The 24,328-nt window shown below is 54.2% G+C and carries 16 protein-coding genes, 1 rRNA gene and 1 riboswitch; of the genes, 12 read left to right on the forward strand and 5 right to left on the reverse strand.

What is annotated here, in order from left to right; all coding sequences use genetic code 11:
* Together LH86_RS05675 and metF are read left to right on the forward strand one after the other, a co-directional pair.
* Complete coding sequence (locus tag LH86_RS05675) at positions 1-2,433, forward strand: bifunctional aspartate kinase/homoserine dehydrogenase II (protein WP_039299195.1); 2,433 nt, start codon at positions 1-3, stop codon at positions 2,431-2,433.
* Positions 2,434-2,663: 230 nt separating this feature from the next.
* Positions 2,664-3,554: a methylenetetrahydrofolate reductase gene (gene metF / locus LH86_RS05680; protein WP_039299196.1), complete on the forward strand. Its 891-nt coding sequence runs from the start codon at positions 2,664-2,666 to the stop codon at positions 3,552-3,554.
* 70 nt (positions 3,555-3,624) lie between these two features.
* Here the strand turns inward: metF and LH86_RS05685 are convergent, their stop codons facing one another.
* The 3 genes from LH86_RS05685 to argE all read right to left on the reverse strand — a co-directional run bounded on the left by LH86_RS05685 (position 3,625) and on the right by argE (position 9,737).
* Positions 3,625-5,358 carry a phosphoethanolamine transferase CptA gene (locus LH86_RS05685; protein ID WP_039299200.1) on the reverse strand — a complete coding sequence of 578 codons (1,734 nt, stop codon included), beginning with the start codon at positions 5,356-5,358 and terminating at the stop codon, positions 3,625-3,627.
* 340 nt (positions 5,359-5,698) lie between these two features.
* Positions 5,699-8,350 carry a phosphoenolpyruvate carboxylase gene (gene ppc / locus LH86_RS05690; RefSeq protein WP_039299203.1) on the reverse strand — a complete coding sequence of 884 codons (2,652 nt, stop codon included), beginning with the start codon at positions 8,348-8,350 and terminating at the stop codon, positions 5,699-5,701.
* A gap of 235 nt (positions 8,351-8,585) precedes the next feature.
* Entirely contained in the window at positions 8,586-9,737 is a 1,152-nt protein-coding gene (gene argE, locus LH86_RS05695; protein WP_034808745.1) for an acetylornithine deacetylase, read from the reverse strand.
* A gap of 186 nt (positions 9,738-9,923) precedes the next feature.
* Between argE and argC the strand changes: the two genes are divergently transcribed.
* From argC to oxyR, 5 genes are all read left to right on the forward strand, one after another.
* The gene (gene argC, locus LH86_RS05700; RefSeq protein WP_008457564.1) at positions 9,924-10,928 is read left to right on the forward strand and encodes an N-acetyl-gamma-glutamyl-phosphate reductase; all 1,005 of its coding nucleotides are present in this window, start codon (positions 9,924-9,926) and stop codon (positions 10,926-10,928) included.
* Between the two features lie 16 nt (positions 10,929-10,944).
* Positions 10,945-11,721 carry an acetylglutamate kinase gene (gene argB, locus LH86_RS05705; RefSeq protein ID WP_156107012.1) on the forward strand — a complete coding sequence of 259 codons (777 nt, stop codon included), beginning with the start codon at positions 10,945-10,947 and terminating at the stop codon, positions 11,719-11,721.
* Between the two features lie 30 nt (positions 11,722-11,751).
* Positions 11,752-12,969 carry an argininosuccinate synthase gene (locus LH86_RS05710; protein ID WP_039289189.1) on the forward strand — a complete coding sequence of 406 codons (1,218 nt, stop codon included), beginning with the start codon at positions 11,752-11,754 and terminating at the stop codon, positions 12,967-12,969.
* Between the two features lie 78 nt (positions 12,970-13,047).
* Complete coding sequence (gene argH / locus LH86_RS05715) at positions 13,048-14,421, forward strand: argininosuccinate lyase (protein WP_039299206.1); 1,374 nt, start codon at positions 13,048-13,050, stop codon at positions 14,419-14,421.
* 242 nt (positions 14,422-14,663) lie between these two features.
* Positions 14,664-15,581, forward strand: a complete 918-nt coding sequence (gene oxyR, locus LH86_RS05720) for a DNA-binding transcriptional regulator OxyR (RefSeq protein ID WP_039289191.1) — start codon at positions 14,664-14,666, stop codon at positions 15,579-15,581.
* Here the strand turns inward: oxyR and sthA are convergent.
* A complete protein-coding gene (gene sthA, locus LH86_RS05725) occupies positions 15,564-16,964 on the reverse strand; it encodes a Si-specific NAD(P)(+) transhydrogenase (protein ID WP_008457573.1) in 1,401 nt (466 codons plus the stop codon). The two genes, oxyR and sthA, sit on opposite strands and share 18 nt — an antisense overlap.
* A gap of 196 nt (positions 16,965-17,160) precedes the next feature.
* On the opposite strand from sthA, the gene fabR reads away from it, so the two are divergent.
* The gene (gene fabR / locus LH86_RS05730; protein WP_039289193.1) at positions 17,161-17,802 is read left to right on the forward strand and encodes an HTH-type transcriptional repressor FabR; all 642 of its coding nucleotides are present in this window, start codon (positions 17,161-17,163) and stop codon (positions 17,800-17,802) included.
* Positions 17,803-17,813: 11 nt separating this feature from the next.
* Positions 17,814-18,170: a YijD family membrane protein gene (locus tag LH86_RS05735; RefSeq protein ID WP_039299209.1), complete on the forward strand. Its 357-nt coding sequence runs from the start codon at positions 17,814-17,816 to the stop codon at positions 18,168-18,170.
* Positions 18,171-18,210: 40 nt separating this feature from the next.
* Here the strand turns inward: LH86_RS05735 and trmA are convergent, their stop codons facing one another.
* A complete protein-coding gene (gene trmA, locus LH86_RS05740; protein WP_039299212.1) occupies positions 18,211-19,311 on the reverse strand; it encodes a tRNA (uridine(54)-C5)-methyltransferase TrmA in 1,101 nt (366 codons plus the stop codon).
* A gap of 124 nt (positions 19,312-19,435) precedes the next feature.
* A riboswitch (cobalamin riboswitch) is annotated at positions 19,436-19,624 on the forward strand.
* 68 nt (positions 19,625-19,692) lie between these two features.
* On the opposite strand from trmA, the gene btuB reads away from it, so the two are divergent.
* The 3 genes from btuB to LH86_RS05755 all read left to right on the forward strand — a co-directional run bounded on the left by btuB (position 19,693) and on the right by LH86_RS05755 (position 24,246).
* Positions 19,693-21,534, forward strand: coding sequence for a TonB-dependent vitamin B12 receptor BtuB (btuB, locus tag LH86_RS05745; protein WP_039305949.1), 1,842 nt, complete (start codon positions 19,693-19,695; stop codon positions 21,532-21,534).
* On the forward strand, positions 21,479-22,330 hold the full coding sequence (murI, locus tag LH86_RS05750; RefSeq protein ID WP_071842813.1) for a glutamate racemase: 852 nt from the start codon (positions 21,479-21,481) through the stop codon (positions 22,328-22,330). Before btuB ends, murI begins: the two co-directional genes overlap by 56 nt.
* Positions 22,331-22,704: 374 nt before the next feature.
* Positions 22,705-24,246, forward strand: a 16S ribosomal RNA gene (locus LH86_RS05755).
* Positions 24,247-24,328 lie beyond the last annotated feature (82 nt).

The raw sequence follows: 24,328 nt of genomic DNA on the forward strand, positions 1-24,328 counted from the left end.
ATGAGTGTTTCAGCACCAGCAGGGACGCCGGTTCGTCAACTGCACAAGTTTGGGGGCAGCAGTCTTGCCGATGTGAAATGTTACCTGCGCGTGGCGGGTATCATGACCGAATATTCCAGACCGGGTGACATGATGGTGGTTTCGGCCGCCGGCAGTACCACTAACCAGTTGATTAACTGGCTCAAGCTGAGCCAGAGCGACAGGCTTTCCGCGCATCAGGTGCAGCAAACGCTGCGCCGCTATCAGAGCGATCTTATTAGCGGTCTGCTGCCGCCGGAAGTGGCCGATGGCCTGATTGCCGGGTTTATCCACGACCTTGAGCGCCTTGCTGTTCTGCTGGACGGCAAAATGACCGATGCCGTTTATGCCGAAGTTGTTGGCCATGGGGAAGTCTGGTCGGCGCGTTTGATGGCCGCGGTGCTGAATCAGCAGGGCGTAGAAGCGGCCTGGCTGGATGCCCGTGATTTTATGCGCGCTGAACGTGCGGCTCAGCCACAGGTTGACGAAGGCCGTTCCTGGCCGCTGCTGCAAAACTTGCTTGCCCAGCACCCGAATAAACGCCTGGTTGTGACCGGCTTCATCTGCAGCAACGAAGCGGGTGAAACTGTTCTGCTGGGGCGTAACGGATCTGACTATTCAGCGACGCAGATTGGTGCGCTGGCTGGTGTTTCGCGCGTGACTATCTGGAGCGACGTCGCCGGGGTTTACAGCGCAGATCCGCGCAAAGTGAAAGATGCCTGCCTGTTGCCTCTGCTGCGTCTGGATGAGGCCAGCGAACTGGCTCGTCTCGCCGCGCCAGTCCTGCATGCTCGTACATTACAGCCTGTATCCGGCAGTGATATCGACCTGCAGCTGCGCTGCAGCTACTCACCGGAGCAAGGTTCGACTCGTATTGAGCGCGTTCTGGCGTCCGGTACGGGTGCCCGAATTGTGACCAGTCACGACGATGTTTGCCTGATCGAATATCAGGTGCCGTCGCATCAGGATTTCAAGCTGGCACAAAAAGAGCTGGATCTTATCCTCAAACGCGGTCAAGTGCGTCCGCTGTCGATTGGCGTGCACCCCGATCGTAATCTGCTGCAGCTTTGCTACACCTCGGAAGTCGCGAGCAGCGTGCTGCAACTTCTCCAGAATGCCAGTTTGCAGGGCGAGCTTCGCCTGCGTGAAGGCCTGGCGCTGGTGGCAATGGTCGGGGCCGGTGTTTGCCGCAACCCGCTGCATAGCCACCGTTTCTGGCAGCAGTTGAAAGATCATCCCGTGGAGTTTATCTGGCAGTCAGAAGACGGCATTAGCCTGGTGGCCGTGCTGCGCGTAGGCCCAACGGAAAGCCTGATTCAGGGGTTACACAAGTCGCTGTTTCGTGCGGAGAAGCGTATCGGCCTGATGCTGTTCGGCAAAGGCAACATCGGTTCCCGCTGGCTTGAGCTGTTTGCCCGCGAACAGGAAATTCTCTCCGCCCGTACCGGGTTTGAATTTGTGCTGGCTGGCGTGGTGGACAGCAGCCGCAGTTTGCTGAATTACGAAGGTCTGGATGCAAGTCGGGCACTGGCTTTCTTCAATGATGAGGCTGTTCAGCAGGACGAAGAATCGCTGTTCCTGTGGATGCGGGCTCACCCGTATGATGATTTAGTGGTACTGGACGTGACCGCCAGCGAGCAGCTCGCCGATCAATACCTGGACTTCGCCAGCCATGGCTTCCATGTGATCAGCGCCAACAAGCTTGCAGGCGCGGGGAACGGCCAGAAGTATCGCCAGATTCGCGATGCATTTGAGAAAACGGGCCGGCACTGGCTGTATAACGCCACGGTGGGCGCAGGGCTGCCGGTTAACCATACGGTTCGTGACCTGCGCGACAGCGGCGATGCTATTTTGGCTATCAGCGGTATTTTCTCGGGGACGCTTTCATGGCTGTTCCTGCAGTTTGACGGCACCGTGCCGTTTACTGAACTGGTTGATCAGGCCTGGCAGCAGGGGCTGACCGAGCCGGATCCGCGCGTGGACCTCTCCGGTAAAGACGTCATGCGTAAGCTGGTGATCCTGGCCCGTGAGGCGGGTTATGACATCGAGCCGGATCAAGTTCGCGTGGAATCTCTGGTGCCTGCAGGTTGTGAAGGCGGCTCCATCGACCATTTCTTCGAAAACGGTGATGAACTGAACGAGCAAATGCTGCAGCGGCTGGAAGCAGCGCAGGAGATGGGGCTGGTGCTGCGTTATGTGGCCCGATTTGATGCGAACGGCAAGGCGCGCGTAGGGGTTGAAGCCGTACGGGCAGAGCATCCTCTTGCCGCTCTGCTGCCGTGTGACAATGTCTTCGCGATTGAAAGCCGCTGGTACCGTGACAACCCGCTGGTGATCCGCGGGCCTGGCGCCGGGCGCGATGTGACCGCCGGGGCCATTCAGTCCGATCTCAACCGCCTGGCACAGCTGCTGTAGTTTCTTTCCCGCACTCTCTTTCTTTGGAAGAGAGTGCGCTTTTCTGCATGTCTTTTTCTCCGCTTCTCCTGAAAAAAATTCATCTTATGTGAGAATTCCTCCACATTTTGTGGTGACATTTTCATTGACGGCTCTCGCCTTTTCGGTCATCTTTCTATCTGGACGTCTAAACGTCTGGATAGCAATAAAACGCCACCATACGATAACGATGCGATTGATGAGGTAAGGGTATGAGCTTTTTTCACGCGAATCAGCGGGAAGCGCTGAACCAGAGTCTGGCCGAAGTGGCCGGGCATATTCATGTTTCCTTTGAGTTTTTCCCGCCGCGCAGCAGTGAAATGGAACAAACCCTGTGGAAGTCTATCGACAGGCTAAGCATCCTGAAGCCAACGTTTGTTTCCGTGACCTACGGGGCGAACTCCGGTGAGCGTGATCGTACCCACAGCATCATCAAAGGCATCAAAGAGCGTACCGGCCTTGAAGCGGCCCCGCATCTGACCTGTATCGATGCAACGCGTGATGAGCTGCGCGCGATTGCGCAGGACTACTGGAACAACGGCATCCGCCATATCGTGGCGCTACGTGGCGACTTGCCGCCTGGTAGCGGTAAGCCGGATATGTATGCTTCAGACCTGGTTGGTCTGCTAAAGGACGTGGGTGACTTCGATATTTCCGTTGCGGCCTACCCGGAAGTCCATCCCGAAGCCAAAAGCGCTCAGGCAGATTTACTCAGTCTGCGCCGTAAAATTGAAGCTGGCGCTAACCGCGCGATCACGCAATTCTTCTTCGATGTTGAAAGCTACCTTCGCTTCCGCGATCGCTGCGCGGCCACAGGCATTGATGTTGAGATTATCCCGGGTATTCTGCCTGTCTCAAACTTCAGGCAGGCGAAGAAATTTGCCGATATGACCAATGTGCGTATTCCGTCCTGGATGGCGCAAATGTTTGAAGGCCTGGATAACGATGCCGAAACCCGTCAACTGGTGGGCGCGAACATCGCTATGGATATGGTGAAAATCCTGAGCCGGGAAGGCGTGAAGGATTTCCACTTCTATACGCTGAACCGGGCGGAAATGAGCTATGCGATCTGCCACACTTTAGGCGTTCGACCGAAGCTTTAAATATTGATTTCACATAAAAAAAGCCCCGTTCATAAGTGAGCAGGGCTTTTTGCTTTATGGACTAAAAAAGTTACTGATTGCTGCCGCTATCGCCGTAAGGCAGCGAATCGTAATCCCGCAGCGCATTTTTCTCATACGGGTTGCCAATCCAGCGGGTCGCTTCGACAAACTGTGGGCTGGCGATGGCTCGCGTCGCGTCGTAGCCGTCATAGCTTAAACCGGCCAAATCAGACCAGGTATGAATCAGTTCTGAGCTGCTGTACTTGCGGTTTATATCTCCCGAGAAGTCACGCGGGTGGGCCTGCTGCCAGGTCGGTGACGTCCAGACGATGAACGGGATGGTGTACATATGACGCGTCGGATTGTTTTCGTTGCGCCCCTGGGTCTGGTGCGGCGGCGTGTCGTAAACCTCTTCCCCGTGATCGGAGAAATAAAGCAGGAAACCGTTAGGATCGCTGGCCTTGTAGTCTTTGATCAGCGTGGAAACCACATGGTCGTTAAACAGGTTGGCGTTATCGTAACTGTTGTAGGCTTCTTGCTGATCTTTGGTTAATCCAGCCGGTAAATCGTCCGTTTTACCATCAAACTTGTTCCAGTTTTCCGGGTAGCGGAAGTCGTAGCGAATATGCGTGCCGAGCAGGTGCACGATAATGAATTTCTTCGGTGCAGGGTCGGCCAGAACCTCTTTAAACGGTGCGAGGACGTTAGTGTCGTATTCGCGCGCACTCTGGGTACGCTGCTGGTTCATATAATACTGTTTGTCGGTCTGCTTCGAGAATACGGCCAGCATGGTGTTGCGTTCGGTCATGGTCTGCTGGTTAGTGATCCAGAAGGTTTTGTACCCGGCCTGCTTCATCAGGTTCATCAGCGAGGGCTTGGTCAGGTAAAGGTCCGGATCTTTCTCGTCGGCAAACGTCAGCGCCTGCTGCAGAATTTCAATGGTATAAGGACGCGAAGTGACGACGTTATTAAACACCGTCATTTGCGGGTCAGTTTTATGCAGCTCATCCAGCTCTGGCGTTGTCTGGCGGTGGTAGCCGTACAGGCTCATGCGGCCACGCTGCGTTGACTCACCAATAACCAGCACCAAAGTGCGTGGCGCATTACCGGAGGCGTCTTTCAGGTTAGCCAACGGCGGCAGCGCATTGTTGGACGTTAGCAGGTTATTCAGGCTGTCCAACTGCTGACGATATTCGGTGTAGGCGACGATAAACTGCCAGGGTGCTGCAGGCTCAAGGCGATAAGAAATGCTTGAGAAGGATTCGCCAATACTGCGTTTGTTGATAAGCCACTCTTTACCCACCGGATTAAGCACCAGGCCAAACAGGATGGCGAAGGAAACCAACCAGCGCCATGGGTTTGGAATATAAACCGGGCGCAGGCGTGTCCAAAGAAAGATGGCAACCAGCGTATAGGCAAGCGTAATCAGCAGCAGTTTCAGGCTGAAATACTGGCTCAGATATTCACTGGCTTCGTTGGCGTTTGTTTCGAACATCACAAACAGAACGCTTTGTGAGAACTCCTGCCCGTAGACAACGTAATAGCCCAGAGCGGCGATTGAGGCAGCCCAAAGGATAACGCCAATGACGGCGGCAATAATGCGTGTGCGCTGTGGGAACAGAAATACAGGAATAAACCACAGAGAGCTAAACAGTAAGGAGTCACGAAGCCCCGTTGTACCGCTGTAGCCTGTCGTTAAGATGGCAATCTGCAAAACTGAGGAAAAATACCAAAAGTAGAGTAAAACCCATCCAAGGGCTTTAATGCTGAACTTGCGTTCAGACTGTTTCAATGTGAAGTGCATACTCTTGCCTGTGCTATTAAATTATCATTAACCGTAATGAGAAAACCTTAAGTAAGCCTTAGTTATGAACGCTACGGTGGCTTGTACTCACGAAAAAAGCCACCCATTGCTGAGTGACTTTTGCGCACAATATAGAAAATGTGTCGGGATAATGACAGCGTAATTTCAGGCTTGTTCCGGGGATATTTATGCGGCCAACGCTTTTGGATTTTTTGTTGTTTATTTGTTGAAGATGGCGGGGGAAATAAACATGTTAAGTAGGCTTAATGGCAATGCGTGTTTTACCTGACGAAAAATAAAAACCCCCGCATTTGCGGGGGCTTGATGAAGCTAAAAAATCTTAGCCGGTATTACGCATCCCGGCGGCAACGCCGGCGATGGTGACCATCAGGGCTTGCTCTACGCGGGCATCAGGCGCTTCGCCTTTCTCTTCAGACTGGCGTGAGCGATGCAGCAGCTCGGCCTGCAGGACGTTCAGCGGATCGGTATAGATATTACGCAGGGTGATTGACTCGGCAATCCACGGTAAATCTTCCATCAGATGCGAGTCGTTGGCGATGTCCAGCACGACTTTGATGTCGGCTTCCAGCTGGTCACGCAGCTGTTTACCCAGCTTCCACAGCTCCGGCTTCACCAGGCGCTGATCGTAGTATTCCGCCAGCCAAAGGTCGGCTTTCGCAAACACCATCTCCAGCATGCCGAGGCGTGTGGAGAAGAACGGCCAGTCGCGGCACATTGTTTCCAGCTCGCTTTGCTTGCCTTCTTCCACGACCTTCTGCAGCGCCGCACCTGCGCCCAGCCAGGCCGGCAACATCAGGCGGTTTTGGGTCCAGGCGAAGATCCACGGAATCGCACGTAAAGATTCTACCCCGCCGTTTGGACGACGTTTGGCTGGGCGAGAGCCCAACGGCAGTTTGCCCAATTCCAGCTCCGGCGTGGCGGAACGGAAATACGGCACGAAGTCTTTGTTCTCGCGAATGTAGCCGCGATACATCTCGCACGATGTTGCGGAAAGTGAGTTCATGATTTGAATCCACTCTTTCTTCGGCTCTGGCGGCGGCAGCAGGTTAGCTTCAAGGATCGCGCTGGTGTAGAGCGACAGGCTGCTGATGGTAATTTCCGGCAGGCCGTATTTAAAGCGAATCATCTCACCCTGCTCGGTGACGCGCAGGCCGCCTTTCAGGCTGCCCGGTGGCTGAGAAAGCAGGGCTGCGTGGGCTGGCGCACCGCCGCGGCCGATGGAGCCGCCGCGACCGTGGAACAACGTCAGGGCGATACCGGCTTTCTCACATGTTTTAATCAGCGCATCTTGCGCTTCGTACTGCGCCCAGGATGCGGCCATCACGCCAGCGTCTTTCGCCGAGTCGGAATAGCCAATCATCACCATCTGTTTGCCCTGGATAAAGCCACGGTACCAGTCGATATTCAGCAACTGGGTCATGACGTCGTCGGCGTTATTCAGGTCGTCGAGGGTTTCAAACAGCGGTGCAACCGGCAGGGCGAAGGTACAGCCCGCTTCTTTCAGCAGCAGGTGAACGGCCAGGACGTCTGACGGCGTTTTTGCCATCGAAATAACGTAGGCCGCGATAGAACCACGTGGCGCTTCGGCCACTACTTTACAGGTTTCCAGCACTTCGCGGGTTTCTTCGCTTGGCTCCCATTGGCGAGGCAGCAGAGGGCGCTTGGAGTTCAGTTCGCGGATCAGGAAGGCTTGCTTATCAGCCTCTGACCAGCTTTCGTAGTCACCGATGCCAAGATAGCGGGTCATTTCGCCCAGCGCTTCGCTGTGGCGGGTGCTTTCCTGACGAATATCAATGCGTACCAGCGGCACGCCGAAGCATTTCACGCGGCGCAGGGTGTCGAGCAACTGCCCGTTAGCGATGATGCCCATGCCGCAGGCCTGCAGGGATTGATAACAGGCGTAGAGCGGATCCCAAAGCTGCTCGTTTTGAATGAGCAGGCCTTCCGGTTTGGGCAGGCGCTGGCCTTTCAGGCGGGCTTCAAGCCAGGCCTGGGTGGCGAGCAGCTGCTGGCGCAGGCCTTTCATGATGTGGCGGTAAGGTTCCTGGCCCGCATCCGGCCCTGCCAGTTCGCTAAGCTCCGCCGTGCATTCTACCATCGACAGCTCGGAAACCAGGACTGCGATATCGCGCAGGAACAGGTCGGTGGCTTTCCAGCGGCTGAGGAGCAGGACGTGGCGGGTAATGTCGGAGGTCACGTTTGGGTTGCCGTCGCGGTCGCCGCCCATCCAGGAGGTAAAGCGTACCGGGACGAAGTCCACCGGCAGTTTGTAATTCAGATTCTCTTCGAGCTGTTCATTAAGCTCACGCAGGTAGTTTGGCACCCCTTCCCACAGGCTGTTTTCTACCACCGCGAAGCCCCATTTGGCTTCATCAACCGGCGAAGGGCGATGCTTACGAATTTCGTCGGTATGCCACGCCTGAGCAACCAGCTGGCGCAGGCGGCGCATGATTTGGTTGCGTTCGTAGTCGGCGAGATCGCTGTGGTCGAGCTGCTTCAGGCAGCTGTTTACTTCGACCAGTTTGTGAATCAGGGTGCGGCGAGTGATCTCAGTAGGGTGAGCAGTGAGTACCAGTTCCAGAGAGAGAGATTCAACGGCTGCGCGAATGTCCGCTTCGCCAATGCCCGGCTGACTTTTTAGTTTTTGCAGCGTTTTAGCGATGACTTCCGGGTTGCTGGCCGCTTCGCCCGTCGCGGAGATGCTGTGGTACTGCTCTGCGGTGTTGGCAAGATTAAGAAACTGGCTAAAGGCGCGGGCGACGGGGAGCAGTTCATCATTTGAGAGGTTCTGCAGCGTGCTCAGCAGCTCCTGACGATTGGCTTCATTACCGGCGCGGGAGGACTTGGATAACTTACGGATCGTTTCTACTCGGTCGAGAATATTTTCCCCCAGCGCATCTTTGATGGTATCTCCGAGCAGTTTTCCGAGCATGCTGACATTACTTCGCAAAGCAGAATAGCGTTCGTTCATATGACTCCAGCCCAATCTATTATGTAACTTAATTTCACCCGTGAAGGTTCAACACCGCCTTTTATAAAGCCACGTCATAAACCATTCGTCAATTGCTACGAAATCGTTTCAGCAAACGAGGAAATGACGCGAATTTATGAAATTTAATTACCAACTTCGCTCATAAGCATTTCTTATAGGAATAGCGATTATTCCAGATTAAAAAGGGGGTAAAACCCCCTTTCATCGCGATTAATCAATGCCAACAAAAATGATGCACTACCTGGGTAATTAACTCCCGGGTTGGCTTGATGAAGCGGGTATCGATGTATTCGTCCGGCTGATGCGCCTGGTTGATGGAGCCAGGGCCAAGCACCAGCGTTGGGCACACAGTCTGGATAAACGGCGCTTCGGTGCAGTAGTTCACCACTTCCGTTTGCGCGCCGAGCAGTTTCTCAACGACCTGCACGAGCTGGTGGTCCGGCGGGCATTCGTAGCCTGGAATCGGCGGGTGGAGTTCAGAGACCGTCAGGCGGCCAGGCCAGCGCTGGCTTACCGGCTCTAATGCTTCAGTCAGTAAACCGTTCAGATCGTTTAATGTCATACCCGGCAGCGGGCGAATGTCCATGTGAAGTTCGCAACATGCACAAATGCGGTTTGCCGCGTCGCCGCCGTTAATGTGCCCGAGGTTGAGGGTCGGATACGGCACGGTGAAAGCATCATGGTGATAGCGATCTTTCAGCGTATTGCGCAGGGTGAGGATGTGGCCGATGGCATCATGCATCAGTTCAATGGCGTTGACGCCACGGGCGGGATCGCTCGAGTGGCCGGATTGCCCGAGAATACGAATGGCGTTCGACAAATGGCCTTTATGCGCGCGTACCGGCTGTAGCGATGTTGGCTCACCGATGATCGCGCAGTCCGGGCGCAGCGAGGTTGTTTCAGCGAAATAGCGTGCGCCAGCCATGGTGGTCTCTTCATCGGCGGTAGCCAGAATGTAGAGCGGCTTTTTCAGGGTTGTCACATCCACGTCGCGCAGCGCATCCAGAATGAACGCGAAGAACCCTTTCATGTCGGCAGTACCCAGGCCGTAAAGCTTGTTGTCGTGCTCGGTCAGGGTAAACGGGTCCCGCGTCCAGCGGCCATCGTCGAACGGCACGGTATCGGTATGCCCCGCCAGAAGCAGGCCGCCAGCGCCCTGGCCACTGCTCGCCAACATGTTGAATTTATTGCGAGTGCCTGGTACGGGCTGAATTTCGACGTTAAAACCGAGGTCGCGGAACCAGCCGGCCAGTAAATTGATTAAAGACTCATTGCTTTGATCCAGCGCGCTGTCGGTGGCGCTGATGGAAGGTGTCGCGATCAGGGCGCGGTAGATCTCGATAAAAGGCGGTAATTTCATCTTCACTGTTGACAGGCCTTAGGTTAGGATAGTATCAATATTCATGCATTAATTGTGAATAAAAATACAATAACGTTGAGCGTAAAGGAACAGTTAAGCGTTCCGGTGAATAAAAAACCACGCTAACGGACGTGGGTGAAAGCGTCAGGCTGGCACTCTGAGCAGACCGAAAAGACAAGGTGAACGACCCAGATGTTGAATACGCTGATTGTGGGTGCAAGCGGTTATGCAGGCGCAGAGCTTGTAAGCTATTTGAATCGCCATCCTGATATGAACATAACCGCTTTGACGGTTTCAGCGCAAAGTTCAGATGCAGGAAAATTGATATCTGATTTGCATCCGCAGTTAAAGGGCATTGTTGATCTGCCGTTGCAGGCGATGTCCGACATCAGCGAGTTCAGCGAGGGCGTGGATGTGGTGTTCCTCGCGACCGCCCACGAAGTCAGCCACGACCTGGCCCCACAGTTCCTGGCGGCAGGCTGCGTGGTGATCGATCTCTCTGGCGCGTTCCGCGTTAATGACCCGGCGTTCTATGAGCGTTATTACGGTTTTACCCATCAGCATCCTGAGCTGCTGGAAAAAGCGGTTTATGGCCTGGCTGAATGGCAGGGCGCTGCGCTAAAAGAGAGCAATTTAATTGCCGTGCCGGGCTGCTATCCGACGGCGTCTCAGCTGGCGCTGAAGCCGCTGATCGATGCCGATCTGCTGGATTTGAACCAGTGGCCGGTGATCAACGCTACCAGCGGCGTCAGCGGTGCCGGGCGCAAGGCCGCGATTTCCAACAGCTTCTGCGAAGTCAGCCTGCAGCCTTACGGCGTGTTTAATCATCGCCATCAGCCAGAAATCGCCACCCATCTTGGCGCGTCGGTGATTTTCACCCCGCACCTCGGCAATTTCCCGCGCGGCATTCTGGCGACGATTACCTGTCGCCTGAAAGCTGGCGTCACGCAGCAGCAAATTGCGGAGACATTTACCCAGGCCTACGGCGACAAGCCGTTAGTTCGCCTGTACGAAAAAGGCGTTCCGGCGCTGAAAAATGTGGTTGGCCTGCCGTTCTGCGACATCGGCTTTGCCGTGCAGGATGAGCACCTGATTGTTGTTGCCACCGAGGATAACCTGCTGAAAGGTGCCGCGGCGCAGGCAGTACAGTGTCTTAATATTCGTTTTGGCTTCGCCGAAACGCAGTCCCTTATTTAACCGTCGGTCGGGTGAAATGATGAATCCTTTAATTATCAAATTGGGCGGCGTGCTGCTGGATAGCGAAGAAGCGCTGGAGCGCCTGTTTACCGCGCTGGTGAACTATCGTCAGTCTCATCAGCGTCCGCTGGTGATTGTCCACGGCGGCGGTTGCCTGGTGGATGAGCTGATGAAAAAGCTGGCGCTGCCGGTACAAAAGAAAAACGGCCTGCGTGTGACGCCTGCCGACCAGATTGACATTATTACCGGTGCGCTGGCGGGCACGGCCAACAAGACGCTGCTGGCCTGGGCGAAGAAGCATGGCATTAACGGCGTTGGCTTGAGCCTCGGCGACGGAGATAGCGTCACGGTGACCCAGCTTGATGAAGCGCTTGGCCACGTCGGCCTGGCTAAACCGGGTTCGCCAAAACTGATTAATACGCTGCTGGAAAACGGCTTCCTGCCGATTGTTAGCTCCATCGGTGTGACCACTGAAGGTGAGCTGATGAACGTCAATGCGGATCAGGCGGCAACGGCGCTGGCCGCAACGCTCGGCGCGGATTTGATCCTGCTGTCTGACGTGAGCGGTATCCTGGACGGCAAAGGTCAGCGCATCGCTGAGATGACCGCGGCCAAAGCTGAGCAGCTGATTGAGCAAGGCATTATTACCGACGGCATGATTGTGAAAGTGAATGCGGCGCTGGATGCGGCCCGTACCCTGGGGCGTCCGGTGGATATTGCCTCATGGCGCCACGCGGATCAGCTACCCTCTTTATTCAACGGTGTGGCTATCGGCACCCGGATTCTGGCATAGACAAAGAATAGTTTTAACAAGGACAAGACAATGCAAAATCACGGCATCAAAAAAATCGTTCTCGCATACTCTGGCGGCCTCGACACTTCAGCCATCATTCCATGGCTGAAAGAGAACTACGGCGGCTGCGAAGTTGTCGCCTGCGTGGTGGATATCGGTCAGGATCGCGAAGATCTGAAAGGCGTTGAGCAAAAAGCGCTGCGCTCCGGGGCGTCTGAGTGCTACGTGGTCGATGCGCGTGAAGAGTTTATCAGCGACTATGTTTACCCTGTGCTGCAGACCGGGGCGCTGTATGAAGGCAGTTATCTGCTCGGTACCTCTATGGCGCGTCCACTGATCGCTAAGGCGCTGGTGGATGTGGCGAATAAAGTGGGCGCAGATGCGCTGTGCCACGGTGCGACCGGCAAAGGTAACGACCAGGTGCGTTTTGAATCCACCTGGGCCGCACTGGCTCCTCATCTGAAGGTTGTTGCCCCGTGGCGTGAGTGGAACCTGCGTTCCCGTGAAGCGCTGCTCGACTACCTGAAAGAGCGTGATATCCCGACAACGGCTTCGCTTGAAAAAATCTATAGCCGTGACGAAAACGCCTGGCACATTTCTACCGAAGGCGGCGTGCTGGAAAGCCCGTGGAATGCCCCGAACAAAGATTGCTGGGTATGGACCGTTGACCCGCAGGAAGCACCGGATCAGGCCGAGCAGGTGACTGTTACCGTTAAGCAGGGCAAAGTCGTGGCCGTGAACGGGGAAGCGATGAGCCCGTTCAAGTGCCTGGAAACCCTGAACGCTATCGGCGCCAAGCACGGTATTGGCCGGATCGATATCGTTGAAAACCGCCTGGTAGGCATTAAGTCTCGTGGTTGCTATGAAACCCCAGGGGGCACCATTATGATGGCTGCGCTGCGTGGCGTTGAGCAACTGGTGCTGGATCGCGATTCCTTCAAGTGGCGTGAGCAGCTCGGCCTCGAAATGTCCTACGTCGTCTACGATGGCCGTTGGTTTGCACCGCTGCGTAAATCTCTGCAGGCGTCTGCTGAGTCGCTGGCGGAAGAAGTGAACGGGGAAGTCGTGCTGCAGCTGTACAAAGGCCAGGTGACGGCGATTCAGAAAAAATCCCCGAACAGCCTCTACAGCGAAGAGTTTGCGACCTTTGGCGAAGATGAAGTTTACGATCACAGCCACGCGGGCGGCTTTATCCGTCTGTTCTCGCTCTCTTCCCGTATCCGTGCGCTGAACGAACTGAAGAAGTAATTTTTTACCCTCACGTGTTCCCAGGCCGGAAATGCGTGAGGGGCAAACGAATATCAATATGATGAATGGAGCATGACTATGGCACTTTGGGGTGGGCGTTTTACTCAGGCAGCCGATCAACGGTTTAAGCAATTTAATGACTCTTTACGCTTTGACTATCGCCTGGCTGAGCAAGACATCGTAGGTTCTGTCGCCTGGTCCAAAGCGTTGGTCACCGTGGGCGTGCTGACTGAAGCTGAGCAGCAGCAGCTTGAGCAGGCCCTGAAAGTCTTGCTGGAAGAAGTGCAGGTTAACCCGCAGGCTATTCTGGAAAGCGATGCGGAAGATATTCACAGCTGGGTGGAAGGCAAGCTCATCGATAAAGTCGGTGCGCTGGGTAAAAAACTCCACACTGGTCGTAGCCGCAACGATCAGGTCGCCACCGACCTGAAGCTGTGGTGCAAAATGCAAATCAGCGAGCTGCTGGCAGCTACCCGTCAGGTGCAGCAGGCATTAATTGAAACAGCTGAAGCCAATCAGGATGCGGTGATGCCGGGTTATACGCACCTGCAGCGCGCGCAGCCGGTTACTTTTGCCCATTGGTGCCTGGCGTACGTTGAGATGCTGGCGCGCGATGAAAGCCGTTTGCAAAGCACTCTGCAGCGCCTGGACGTCAGCCCGCTGGGCAGCGGCGCGCTGGCAGGTACCGCCTATGAAATTGACCGTGAACAGCTTGCCGGTTGGTTAGGTTTTGCTTCCGCGACCCGCAATAGCCTCGACAGCGTCTCCGATCGCGATCATGTGCTGGAACTGCTGTCCAACGCCTCTATCGGCATGGTTCACCTGTCCCGTTTTGCAGAAGATCTGATCTTCTTCAATACCGGAGAAGCCGGTTTTGTTGAGCTGTCCGATCGCGTGACTTCCGGCTCTTCCCTGATGCCGCAGAAGAAAAACCCGGATGCGCTGGAGCTGATCCGCGGCAAGTGCGGCCGCGTGCAGGGCGCCCTGACCGGTATGATGATGACCCTCAAAGGCCTGCCGCTGGCGTATAACAAAGACATGCAGGAAGACAAAGAAGGCCTGTTCGACGCCCTCGATACCTGGCTTGATTGTCTGCATATGTCCGTGCTGGTACTGGACGGCATTCAGGTTAAACGTCCTCGCTGCCAGGAAGCGGCTGAGCAAGGCTATGCCAACGCCACCGAGCTGGCGGATTACCTGGTTGCTAAAGGCGTGCCGTTCCGTGAAGCTCACCACATTGTAGGCGAGGCTGTCGTCGAAGCGATTAAACAAGGTAAAGCGCTGGAAGCCTTAACCCTTGCCGATCTGCAGAAGTTCAGTGCGGTTATTGGCGACGATGTGTATCCGATCCTGTCGCTGCAGTCCTGTCTCGACAAGCGCGCCGCGAAAGGCGGTGTTTCACCTAAGCAGGTTGCTCAGGCTATCACCGACGCGAAACAGCGCCTGGTCTAATCCCCTCGAAATTTGAACAAAAAAAAGCGGACATACTGTCCGCTAAAAGTTCACGTTGGCTTTAATAATTCGTCAGGTTCAGAGAACAGAGAGTCTCTGCAGCCGCGCGTCGTTCTGGGGTAAGTCAGAGCGATGTGCCTTGCTGTTGCTGGCTATTATTCACCAACATTGCTTGATAGGGATAATCGTTCGTTGCTATGCTATCTATCGCCATGAACTATCGTGGCGCAGGAGGATAGAGAATGAATATTCGAGATCTTGAATACCTGGTGGCGCTGGCCGAGCACCGCCATTTTCGTCGGGCAGCGGATGCCTGTCACGTTAGCCAGCCGACATTAAGCGGCCAGATCCGCAAGCTGGAAGATGAGCTGGGCGTGATGCTGCTGGAACGCACCAGCCGTAAAGTGCTGTTCACCCAGGCGGGTTTGCTGCTGGTGGATCAGGCGCGGACGGTGCTGCGTGAAGTCAAAGTACTGAAAGAGATGGCAAGCCAGCAGGGTGAAGCTATGTCCGGCCCGCTGCATATTGGCCTGATCCCAACCGTGGGGCCTTACCTGCTGCCGCAAATTATTCCTATGCTGCATCAGACCTTCCCTAAGCTGGAAATGTACCTGCATGAAGCCCAAACCCATCAGCTGCTGGCGCAGCTCGACAGCGGCAAGCTGGACTGCGCCATTCTGGCGCTGGTAAAAGAGAGCGAAGCGTTTATCGAGGTGCCGCTGTTTGATGAACCGATGGTGCTGGCGGTTTATCAGGATCACCCGTGGGCAAACCGCGACCGAGTGCCGATGTCCGATTTGGCTGGTGAAAAGCTGCTGATGCTGGAAGACGGGCACTGCCTGCGCGATCAGGCTATGGGCTTTTGCTTTGAAGCAGGCGCGGATGAAGATACCCATTTCCGGGCAACAAGCTTAGAGACACTGCGTAACATGGTCGCTGCGGGGAGTGGCATCACGCTTTTGCCAGCCCTGGCCGTGCCGCATGAACGCCAGCGCGACGGTGTGGTTTATCTGCCGTGTTATAAACCAGAACCGCGTCGTACCATCGGCCTGGTTTATCGTCCGGGGTCACCGCTGCGCAGCCGCTATGAGCAGCTGGCAGAGGCCATCCGCACGCAGATGGATGGCCATTTTGACTCAGCGCTAAAACAGGCGATTTAAGCCGTTAAGCGCCGCTACCCGATAGGCTTCCGCCATTGTTGGGTAGTTAAAGGTGGTGTTAACGAAGTACTCAATGGTGTTACCGCCACCTTTCTGCTCCATAATCGCCTGGCCGATGTGAATGATTTCGGCCGCGCGCTCGCCAAAGCAGTGGATCCCCAGAATTTCTTTCGTTTCACGGTGGAACAGAATTTTCAGCGTCCCAACGTTCATACCCACGATTTGCGCCCGCGCGAGATGTTTAAACTGCGCCCGGCCCACTTCGTAAGGCACTTTCATCGAGGTCAGCTGTTGTTCCGTTTTGCCCACGGAGCTGATTTCCGGAATGGTGTAGATGCCGGTCGGAATATCTTCGATCAGATGCCCCGTGGCTTCGCCTTTCACCAGCGCCTGAGCGGCGATACGGCCTTGATCGTAGGCTGCTGAAGCCAGGCTAGGATAACCGATCACGTCACCTACCGCGTAAATATGCGGTAGCGCGGTCTGGTACATGCTGTTGACCTTGATGAGCCCACGGCTGTCGGCTTCGAGACCGATATTTTCCAGCGCCAGCGAATCCGTATTCCCGGTACGTCCGTTGGCGTAAAGCAGGCAATCCGCCTTCACTTTTTTGCCGGACTTCAGAGAAACAATCACGCCGTCGTCCACGCCTTCAATTTTCTCAAACTCTTCGTTGTGGCGAATAACCACGCCGCTGTTCCAGAAGTGATAGGAGAGCGAGTCCGACATTTCCTGATCGAGGAAAGCCAGCAGGCGATCGCGAGTGTTGATCAGATCAACTTTGACGTTCATTCCGCGGAAGATCGACGCGTATTCGCAGCCGATCACCCCGGCACCATAGATGATCACATGACGCGGTTCGTGATGCAGGCTGAGAATTGAGTCGCTGTCGTAGATACGTGGGTGGGTAAAATCAACTTCTGGCGGGCGATAAGGGCGAGAACCGCAGGCAATAACAAACTTCTCGGCGGTATAGGTTTCGACCGACCCATCGTGGCACAGAAGCTCGACAGTGTGCTCATCCACAAAGTGCGCATCGCCCTGCAGCATCTCGCAGCGGTTACGTTCGTAAAAACCCTGGCGCATGCGGGTTTGCTGGTTAATCACGCTGTCGGCGTGGTTAAGGATGTCGGCAAAAGAGGAGCGGAGAAGGTGAGTGTGATCGCTGTATAACGGGTTTTGATTGAATTCAATAATGCGGCTGACGGCGTGGCGGAGGGCTTTCGAAGGGATGGTGCCCCAATGGGTGCAGCCGCCGCCGACATTGTGGTAGCGCTCAATCACCGCTACCCTGGCTCCTTGTTTCACCAGCCCCATGGCGGCACCTTCGCCCCCGGGACCGGAACCAATCACTATTGCGTCATAATCGTAGGTTTGTGGCATGGTAAGGCTTACCTGTTTTTATACATAAAGGCAACACGATGGTAACATCAACCAGGGATTTCCCCAATTCTCGTTGTGCTTTTTCCCGCCTGGACAGGTCAATGTTCCGTAAACAATCATTCACAATACACTATAAAAGCGGTAGCTTGATTCTCTGATATAGTTCCAGCTCTGTTTGAAGGATTCAGGCAATATGATGGGTGTAAGAGCGCAACAAAAAGAGAGAACCAGGCGTTCTTTAGTCGAGGCAGCATTTAGCCAGCTAAGCGCCGAAAGAAGCTTTGCCAGCCTGAGCCTGCGTGAAGTTGCCCGCGAAGCCGGTATTGCGCCAACGTCATTTTATCGCCATTTCCGCGATGTTGATGAGCTCGGTCTTACAATGGTAGACGAAAGTGGCCTGATGCTGCGGCAGTTAATGCGGCAGGCGCGGCAGCGCATCGCCAAAGGCGGCAGCGTGATCCGTACCTCAGTGTCAACGTTCATGGAATTTATCGGCAATAACCCTAACGCTTTCCGCCTGTTGTTGCGTGAACGCTCGGGCACGTCTGCGGCGTTTCGTGCCGCGGTTGCTCGTGAAATTCAGCACTTCATCGCGGAACTTGCCGACTATTTAGAACTCGAAAATCGCATGCCTCGCAGCTTCACCGAAGCGCAGGCGGAAGCGATGGTCACGATTGTTTTTAGTGCTGGTGCCGAAGCGCTGGACGTTGATATTGAACAGCGTCGTCAGCTCGAAGAGAGACTGGTGTTGCAGCTACGTATGATCTCGAAAGGGGCTTACTACTGGTATCGCCGGGAACAAGAAAAAATGGCACTGGCTCATTTATCCGAAGAGTGAAGGAACGAGCAATGAAACAGTTACAAGATAGAGGTACGCTGGCGCTGGCGTTTATTGCTGGTCTGTCGATTAACGGATCTTTTGCCGCGCTGTTCAGCTCGGTTGTTCCGTTCTCGATATTCCCTGTTATCGCTTTGGTGCTGGCGGTTTATTGCCTGCATCAGCGCTATCAGAACCGTACGATGCCGGTTGGGTTACCGAGCCTTGCCGCGGCCTGTTTTGTGTTAGGCGTGCTGCTTTATAGTTCAGTGGTTCGCGTTGAATACCCGGCGATTGGCTCTAACTTTATCCCTTCGATTCTGTCGGTGGTTGTGCTGTTCTGGATTTTGTTTAAAGTTCGCTCCCGCAAATCAGAAGCGGCTGAGTAAGCCCGATAAAAAGCAAAAAGGACGCCAAGGCGTCCTTTTTCTATTTGCGCGTTAGCAGTACGCCGCATTCCATATGATGCGTGTACGGGAACTGGTCAAACAGTGCCAGGCGGGTGATGTTGTGAGTCTGGGATAATGTTTCCAGGTTCTCGCACAGCGTCTGTGGATTGCAGGAGATATAAAGGATGTGCGGGTAGGCCTGCACCATTTTTACCGTGTCAGCATCCAAACCGCTGCGAGGCGGATCGACAAAAATGGTCTCGCACTGATAGCTTTTAAGATCAATTCCCTGCAGGCGGTTAAACTCCCTCACGCCGTTCATAGCCTGGGTAAACTCTTCCGCCGCCATGCGGATAATCTGCACGTTCTCAATATTGTTGGCCGCGATGTTGTACTGTGCCGCTGCCACGGACGGTTTAGCGATTTCGGTCGCCAGCACGCGGTCGAAGTTGCGGGCCAGAGCGAGCGAGAAGTTGCCATTCCCGCAGTAAAGCTCCAGCAGATCGCCGCTTGAGTTTTCTGTCGCGTTCAGCGCCCATTCCAGCATCTGAATATTCATGGCCGCGTTTGGCTGAGTAAAGCTGTTCTCAACCTGGCGGTAAATCATCTCTTTACCGGCAACCGGCAGGCGTTCGTCGATAAAATCCTGGTCCAGCTCAATCTTGGTTTTTGTTGCACGGCCAATCAAATGAACGTTAAAGCCGCGGGCGCGAAGGCTGTCGCGCAGCGCCTCGGCATGCAGCTGCCATTCATCATCCAGCTTGCGGTGGTAGAGCAAAGACACCACGGCCTGATTGCTCAGGGTCGTCAGATAGTCAATCTGGAACAGCTTGTGACGCAGAGCTGGAATATCGCGGACGCCATCCAGCATGGCTGGCATCAGGGCGTTAATAAGCTCGCTGGCCGCCGGGAAGCTGTTGACCCGGATGCGGCTTTTGGTCTGCTGATCGAACATGATGTGATACAGGTCGTCACCTTCATGCCAGATGCGGAACTCTGCTCGCATGCGGTAGTGGCTTACCGGTGAGCGGAATACCTCCGGGGCCGGTGCGGCAAAAGGCGCCATCATGCCTTCGAGGCGAGTGACTTTTTCCGCCAGTTGCGCGTCGTACTGTTCTGTCGGGAGGTGTTCAGGGGTCATGGCTAGCCATCCAGTCGGTCAATGAATACAAACTACGCGGCGATTGTAGGGATTCGACCCGGGATGTCCAGCCCGATCGCGTTAAGAAGTTCAGCCGGAAGTCTGGACATCCGTATAAGCCTAACGGTAGCATGGCTTTTCCGGCCTCCTGAGAGTTAAAAGGGAACCCAGTGTGATTCTGGGGCTGACGCGCAGCGGTAAGGAACGGCAAGATGAACGCACTCAGCAGACACTGCTTTCTTATATAAGCGGGAAGTCCTCATCTTATTTAAGCCCCCAAGCCCGAAGACCTGCCGGAACGACGTCGCAAGTGATATGGCTATCGCGTGCTATTTGCCATATCTGCGGCATCCTATTCGAAAGCGGATGCTTATATAAATGATGATAAAAAAGGTTTCGCTGTTGACGGCTTTGTCCGCAACGGCTTTTTCAGTTTGGGCGCAGGACAGCAATACCGACAATACCCTGGTAGTGACTGCAAATCGTTTTCAGCAGCCGGTGAATAGCGTTCTGGCGCCGACGTCGGTGGTTACGCGTGAAGATATCGACCGCTGGCAGTCAAAAGATTTAAACGACGTGATGCGCAGATTGCCGGGCGTGGATATTGCTCAGAACGGCGGCCTTGGTCAAAGCTCCTCGCTTTTTATCCGTGGTACAGAGGCTCGTCATGTGATGGTTCTGATTGATGGTATCCCGGTGCCACGCTCTGGTATCGTCAATACAATAGATATCGGTCAGATCCCTGTCTCATTGGTGCAGCGCATCGAATATATTCGCGGGCCACGCTCTGCAGTGTATGGTTCCGGAGCAATTGGCGGCGTAGTTAACATTATTACGATGACGGATAACGAACGTTCTCAGGTCAATGCGGGCGTGGGAACGCATGGTTATCAACAGTACGATGGCACCTTTAATCATCGCTTCGGTGATACGGTGGTGACTGCCGCGGGGGCATACCAAACAACAAAGGGCTTTAATATTCAGCCTAACTCTCCATATAGCGGTGACAGCGATCGCGATGGATATAGAAATTCATTGTTCTGGGGCGGTCTTCAGCACAAGTTTAACGATAATTTCTCCGGTTTTTTCCGCAGCTATGGTTACTCGGCGAATGCCGATTACGATCAAGGATCCTGGGGCTATGCTGGTGGTAATGATGAACACCAGAATGATACCCAATCATGGGATACCGGCCTGCATTTCAACTCTGGCGACTATTCTTCTCAACTGGTGGCCAACTATCAGCGCATCAAAGATTACAACTACAGCAGCCTGAATGGGCGCTATGCGCCAGGCTCAACGTTGGATAATACGGAACAGCGCTATATTCAGTGGGGCAACAATATTGCCGTTGGCCACGGGGCCGTTAGCGGCGGTGTTGACTGGAAGCAAGAGAAGCTTCAATCAAGCGGTACAACCAGCACCGATGTCTACAAGCGTGATACCACCGGGCTGTATCTCACCGGACAGCAGCAAATAGGCAGTGTGACGCTGGAAGCTTCCGGGCGTGAAGACCATGACCAACAGTTTGGTTGGCACGGTACCTGGCAAACGGCCGCTGGATGGGAATTTGTTGATGGCTACCGCGCGACGTTGTCCTACGGCACGGGTTTCCTGGCTCCGTCGCTTGGAGAGCAATTTGGCGCTGAACGTTTTGGTATTGCCTCTAACCCTAACCTGAAGCCGGAAGAGTCAAAGCAGTGGGAAGCAGGACTAGAAGGACTGAGCGGCCCAGTTGACTGGCGTCTTTCTGCGTATCGCTATGAGATTCAAAACCTCATCAGCTTCAACAATAATGCTTATTACAATGTTAAGGCGGCGACGATTAAAGGATTGGAGTGGACGGGTAACGTGACGACAGGTCCGATCGATCACCACCTTACATTGCAATATGTAGATCCACGAGATGATGAAACGAATAAAGTCCTCTATCGCCGGGCGAAGCAGCAGGTGAAATATGAAGTCACTGGACAAGTCTACGATTTAGGATGGAATGTCGCTTACCAGTACATCGGGCAGCGCTACGATAACGACTTTGATAATGGACGTGATGTAAAAATGGGTGGGGTTAGCCTGTGGGATGTTGGTTTGTCTTATCCGGTCACCTCACATCTTACAGTTCGTGGTAAAATAGCTAACCTGTTCGATAAAGATTACGAGACGGTTTATGGCTATCAAACTGCAGGACGGGAATACACCTTGTCTGGCAGCTACACCTTCTGATGCACATCCCACCGTGCTGGTTTTTGACTCCGGCGTTGGTGGGCTGTCCGTCTACAATGAGATTCGGCAGCTTCTGCCGGATCTTCATTACATCTACGCCTTCGACAACGTGGCGTTTCCATACGGCGAAAAGAGCGAAGAGTTTATCGTCGACCGGGTGGTCTCAATAGTGACTGCTGTCCAGCAGCATTATCCTTTAGCCCTCGCGGTTATTGCCTGTAATACCGCAAGTACCGTTTCTCTCCCTGCCTTACGCGAAAAGTTCGACTTCCCTGTTGTTGGCGTTGTGCCTGCCATTAAACCGGCAGCGCGCTTGACGACAAATGGCGTTGTAGGTCTGCTCGCAACTCGCGGTACGGTCAAGCGGTCTTATACCCACGAGCTTATCTCCCGGTTTGCTACCGAATGCAAAATTGAGATGCTGGGTTCTGCCGAACTGGTGGAGCTGGCGGAGGCGAAGCTTCATGGTGAGCCTGTCCCGCTGGACGAGCTGCGTAAAATCCTGCGTCCGTGGTTACGAATGTCGGAGCCGCCGGATACCGTTGTATTAGGCTGCACGCATTTCCCTCTATTACAGGAAGAGTTGTTGGAGGTGTTACCTGAGGGAACGAGACTGATTGATTCCGGTGCCGCGATTGCAAGGCGTACCGTTTGGTTACTGGAACATGAAGCGCCTGAAGCGGCGTCTGCAGATTCTAATATTGCTTATTGTATGGCGTTCACGCCTGAAACCGCGCAATTAATGCCCGTTTTACAACGTTACGGCTTTGAAAGGCTCGAAAAACTGGCACTTTAACGCCATTTTGAGTAAAAAAACGACGCTTGAAAGTTTTTTTCAAATTAGGGGTTGTCAGGCTCTGAGAACTCCCTATAATGCGCCTCCACTGACACGGCGAAGCGGCTTCGAAAGCGGCTTCACAACCCGGTAGTCAGTCAGACGAAAGCGAAAATAAACGCTTGACTCTGAAAGAGGAAAGCGTATTATACGCCACCTCGAGTTAGCAAGCGAAAGCGACTGACTCACTGCTCTTTAACAATTTATCAGACAATCTGTGTGGGCACTCGCAGGATTGATATCTCAGCATCTTCGGATGCAAAAAAATATCAAGTCTTGAAGAGTGACTACTGATTTTATAAACAGTTTTAATTCTTTGAGCATCAAACACTTTTAAATTGAAGAGTTTGATCATGGCTCAGATTGAACGCTGGCGGCAGGCCTAACACATGCAAGTCGAGCGGTAGCACGGGAGAGCTTGCTCTCTGGGTGACGAGCGGCGGACGGGTGAGTAATGTCTGGGGATCTGCCTGATGGAGGGGGATAACTACTGGAAACGGTAGCTAATACCGCATAACGTCGCAAGACCAAAGAGGGGGACCTTCGGGCCTCTTGCCATCAGATGAACCCAGATGGGATTAGCTAGTAGGTGGGGTAATGGCTCACCTAGGCGACGATCCCTAGCTGGTCTGAGAGGATGACCAGCCACACTGGAACTGAGACACGGTCCAGACTCCTACGGGAGGCAGCAGTGGGGAATATTGCACAATGGGCGCAAGCCTGATGCAGCCATGCCGCGTGTATGAAGAAGGCCTTCGGGTTGTAAAGTACTTTCAGCGAGGAGGAAGGCGTTAAGGTTAATAACCTTAGCGATTGACGTTACTCGCAGAAGAAGCACCGGCTAACTCCGTGCCAGCAGCCGCGGTAATACGGAGGGTGCAAGCGTTAATCGGAATTACTGGGCGTAAAGCGCACGCAGGCGGTTTGTTAAGTCGGATGTGAAATCCCCGGGCTCAACCTGGGAACTGCATTCGAAACTGGCAAGCTTGAGTCTTGTAGAGGGGGGTAGAATTCCAGGTGTAGCGGTGAAATGCGTAGAGATCTGGAGGAATACCGGTGGCGAAGGCGGCCCCCTGGACAAAGACTGACGCTCAGGTGCGAAAGCGTGGGGAGCAAACAGGATTAGATACCCTGGTAGTCCACGCCGTAAACGATGTCGACTTGGAGGTTGTGCCCTTGAGGCGTGGCTTCCGGAGCTAACGCGTTAAGTCGACCGCCTGGGGAGTACGGCCGCAAGGTTAAAACTCAAATGAATTGACGGGGGCCCGCACAAGCGGTGGAGCATGTGGTTTAATTCGATGCAACGCGAAGAACCTTACCTACTCTTGACATCCAGAGAACTTAGCAGAGATGCTTTGGTGCCTTCGGGAACTCTGAGACAGGTGCTGCATGGCTGTCGTCAGCTCGTGTTGTGAAATGTTGGGTTAAGTCCCGCAACGAGCGCAACCCTTATCCTTTGTTGCCAGCGGTTCGGCCGGGAACTCAAAGGAGACTGCCAGTGATAAACTGGAGGAAGGTGGGGATGACGTCAAGTCATCATGGCCCTTACGAGTAGGGCTACACACGTGCTACAATGGCGCATACAAAGAGAAGCGACCTCGCGAGAGCAAGCGGACCTCATAAAGTGCGTCGTAGTCCGGATTGGAGTCTGCAACTCGACTCCATGAAGTCGGAATCGCTAGTAATCGTAGATCAGAATGCTACGGTGAATACGTTCCCGGGCCTTGTACACACCGCCCGTCACACCATGGGAGTGGGTTGCAAAAGAAGTAGGTAGCTTAACCTTCGGGAGGGCGCTTACCACTTTGTGATTCATGACTGGGGTGAAGTCGTAACAAGGTAACCGTAGGGGAACCTGCGGTTGGATCACCTCCTTACCTAAAAGATACAACCCGCGTAGTGCTCACACAGATTGTCTGATAGATGTAGAGAAGCAAGGCGTCTTGCGATTGAGACTTC

It is taken from the genome of Cedecea neteri (genome assembly GCF_000758325.1).
In the GTDB taxonomy this organism is placed as follows: Bacteria; Pseudomonadota; Gammaproteobacteria; order Enterobacterales; family Enterobacteriaceae; genus Cedecea; species Cedecea neteri_B.

Bases quoted from the DNA above. Each gene is read 5' to 3' on its own strand.
- LH86_RS05675 (WP_039299195.1), top strand. From the start codon at position 1: ATGAGTGTTTCAGCACCAGCAGGGACGCCGGTTCGTCAACTGCACAAG.
- metF (WP_039299196.1), top strand. From the start codon at position 2,664: ATGAGCTTTTTTCACGCGAATCAGCGGGAAGCGCTGAACCAGAGTCTG.
- LH86_RS05685 (WP_039299200.1), bottom strand. From the start codon at position 5,358: ATGCACTTCACATTGAAACAGTCTGAACGCAAGTTCAGCATTAAAGCC.
- ppc (WP_039299203.1), bottom strand. From the start codon at position 8,350: ATGAACGAACGCTATTCTGCTTTGCGAAGTAATGTCAGCATGCTCGGA.
- argC (WP_008457564.1), top strand. From the start codon at position 9,924: ATGTTGAATACGCTGATTGTGGGTGCAAGCGGTTATGCAGGCGCAGAG.
- argB (WP_156107012.1), top strand. From the start codon at position 10,945: ATGATGAATCCTTTAATTATCAAATTGGGCGGCGTGCTGCTGGATAGC.
- LH86_RS05710 (WP_039289189.1), top strand. From the start codon at position 11,752: ATGCAAAATCACGGCATCAAAAAAATCGTTCTCGCATACTCTGGCGGC.
- argH (WP_039299206.1), top strand. From the start codon at position 13,048: ATGGCACTTTGGGGTGGGCGTTTTACTCAGGCAGCCGATCAACGGTTT.
- oxyR (WP_039289191.1), top strand. From the start codon at position 14,664: ATGAATATTCGAGATCTTGAATACCTGGTGGCGCTGGCCGAGCACCGC.
- sthA (WP_008457573.1), bottom strand. From the start codon at position 16,964: ATGCCACAAACCTACGATTATGACGCAATAGTGATTGGTTCCGGTCCC.
- fabR (WP_039289193.1), top strand. From the start codon at position 17,161: ATGGGTGTAAGAGCGCAACAAAAAGAGAGAACCAGGCGTTCTTTAGTC.
- LH86_RS05735 (WP_039299209.1), top strand. From the start codon at position 17,814: ATGAAACAGTTACAAGATAGAGGTACGCTGGCGCTGGCGTTTATTGCT.
- trmA (WP_039299212.1), bottom strand. From the start codon at position 19,311: ATGACCCCTGAACACCTCCCGACAGAACAGTACGACGCGCAACTGGCG.
- btuB (WP_039305949.1), top strand. From the start codon at position 19,693: ATGATAAAAAAGGTTTCGCTGTTGACGGCTTTGTCCGCAACGGCTTTT.
- murI (WP_071842813.1), top strand. From the start codon at position 21,479: ATGGCTATCAAACTGCAGGACGGGAATACACCTTGTCTGGCAGCTACA.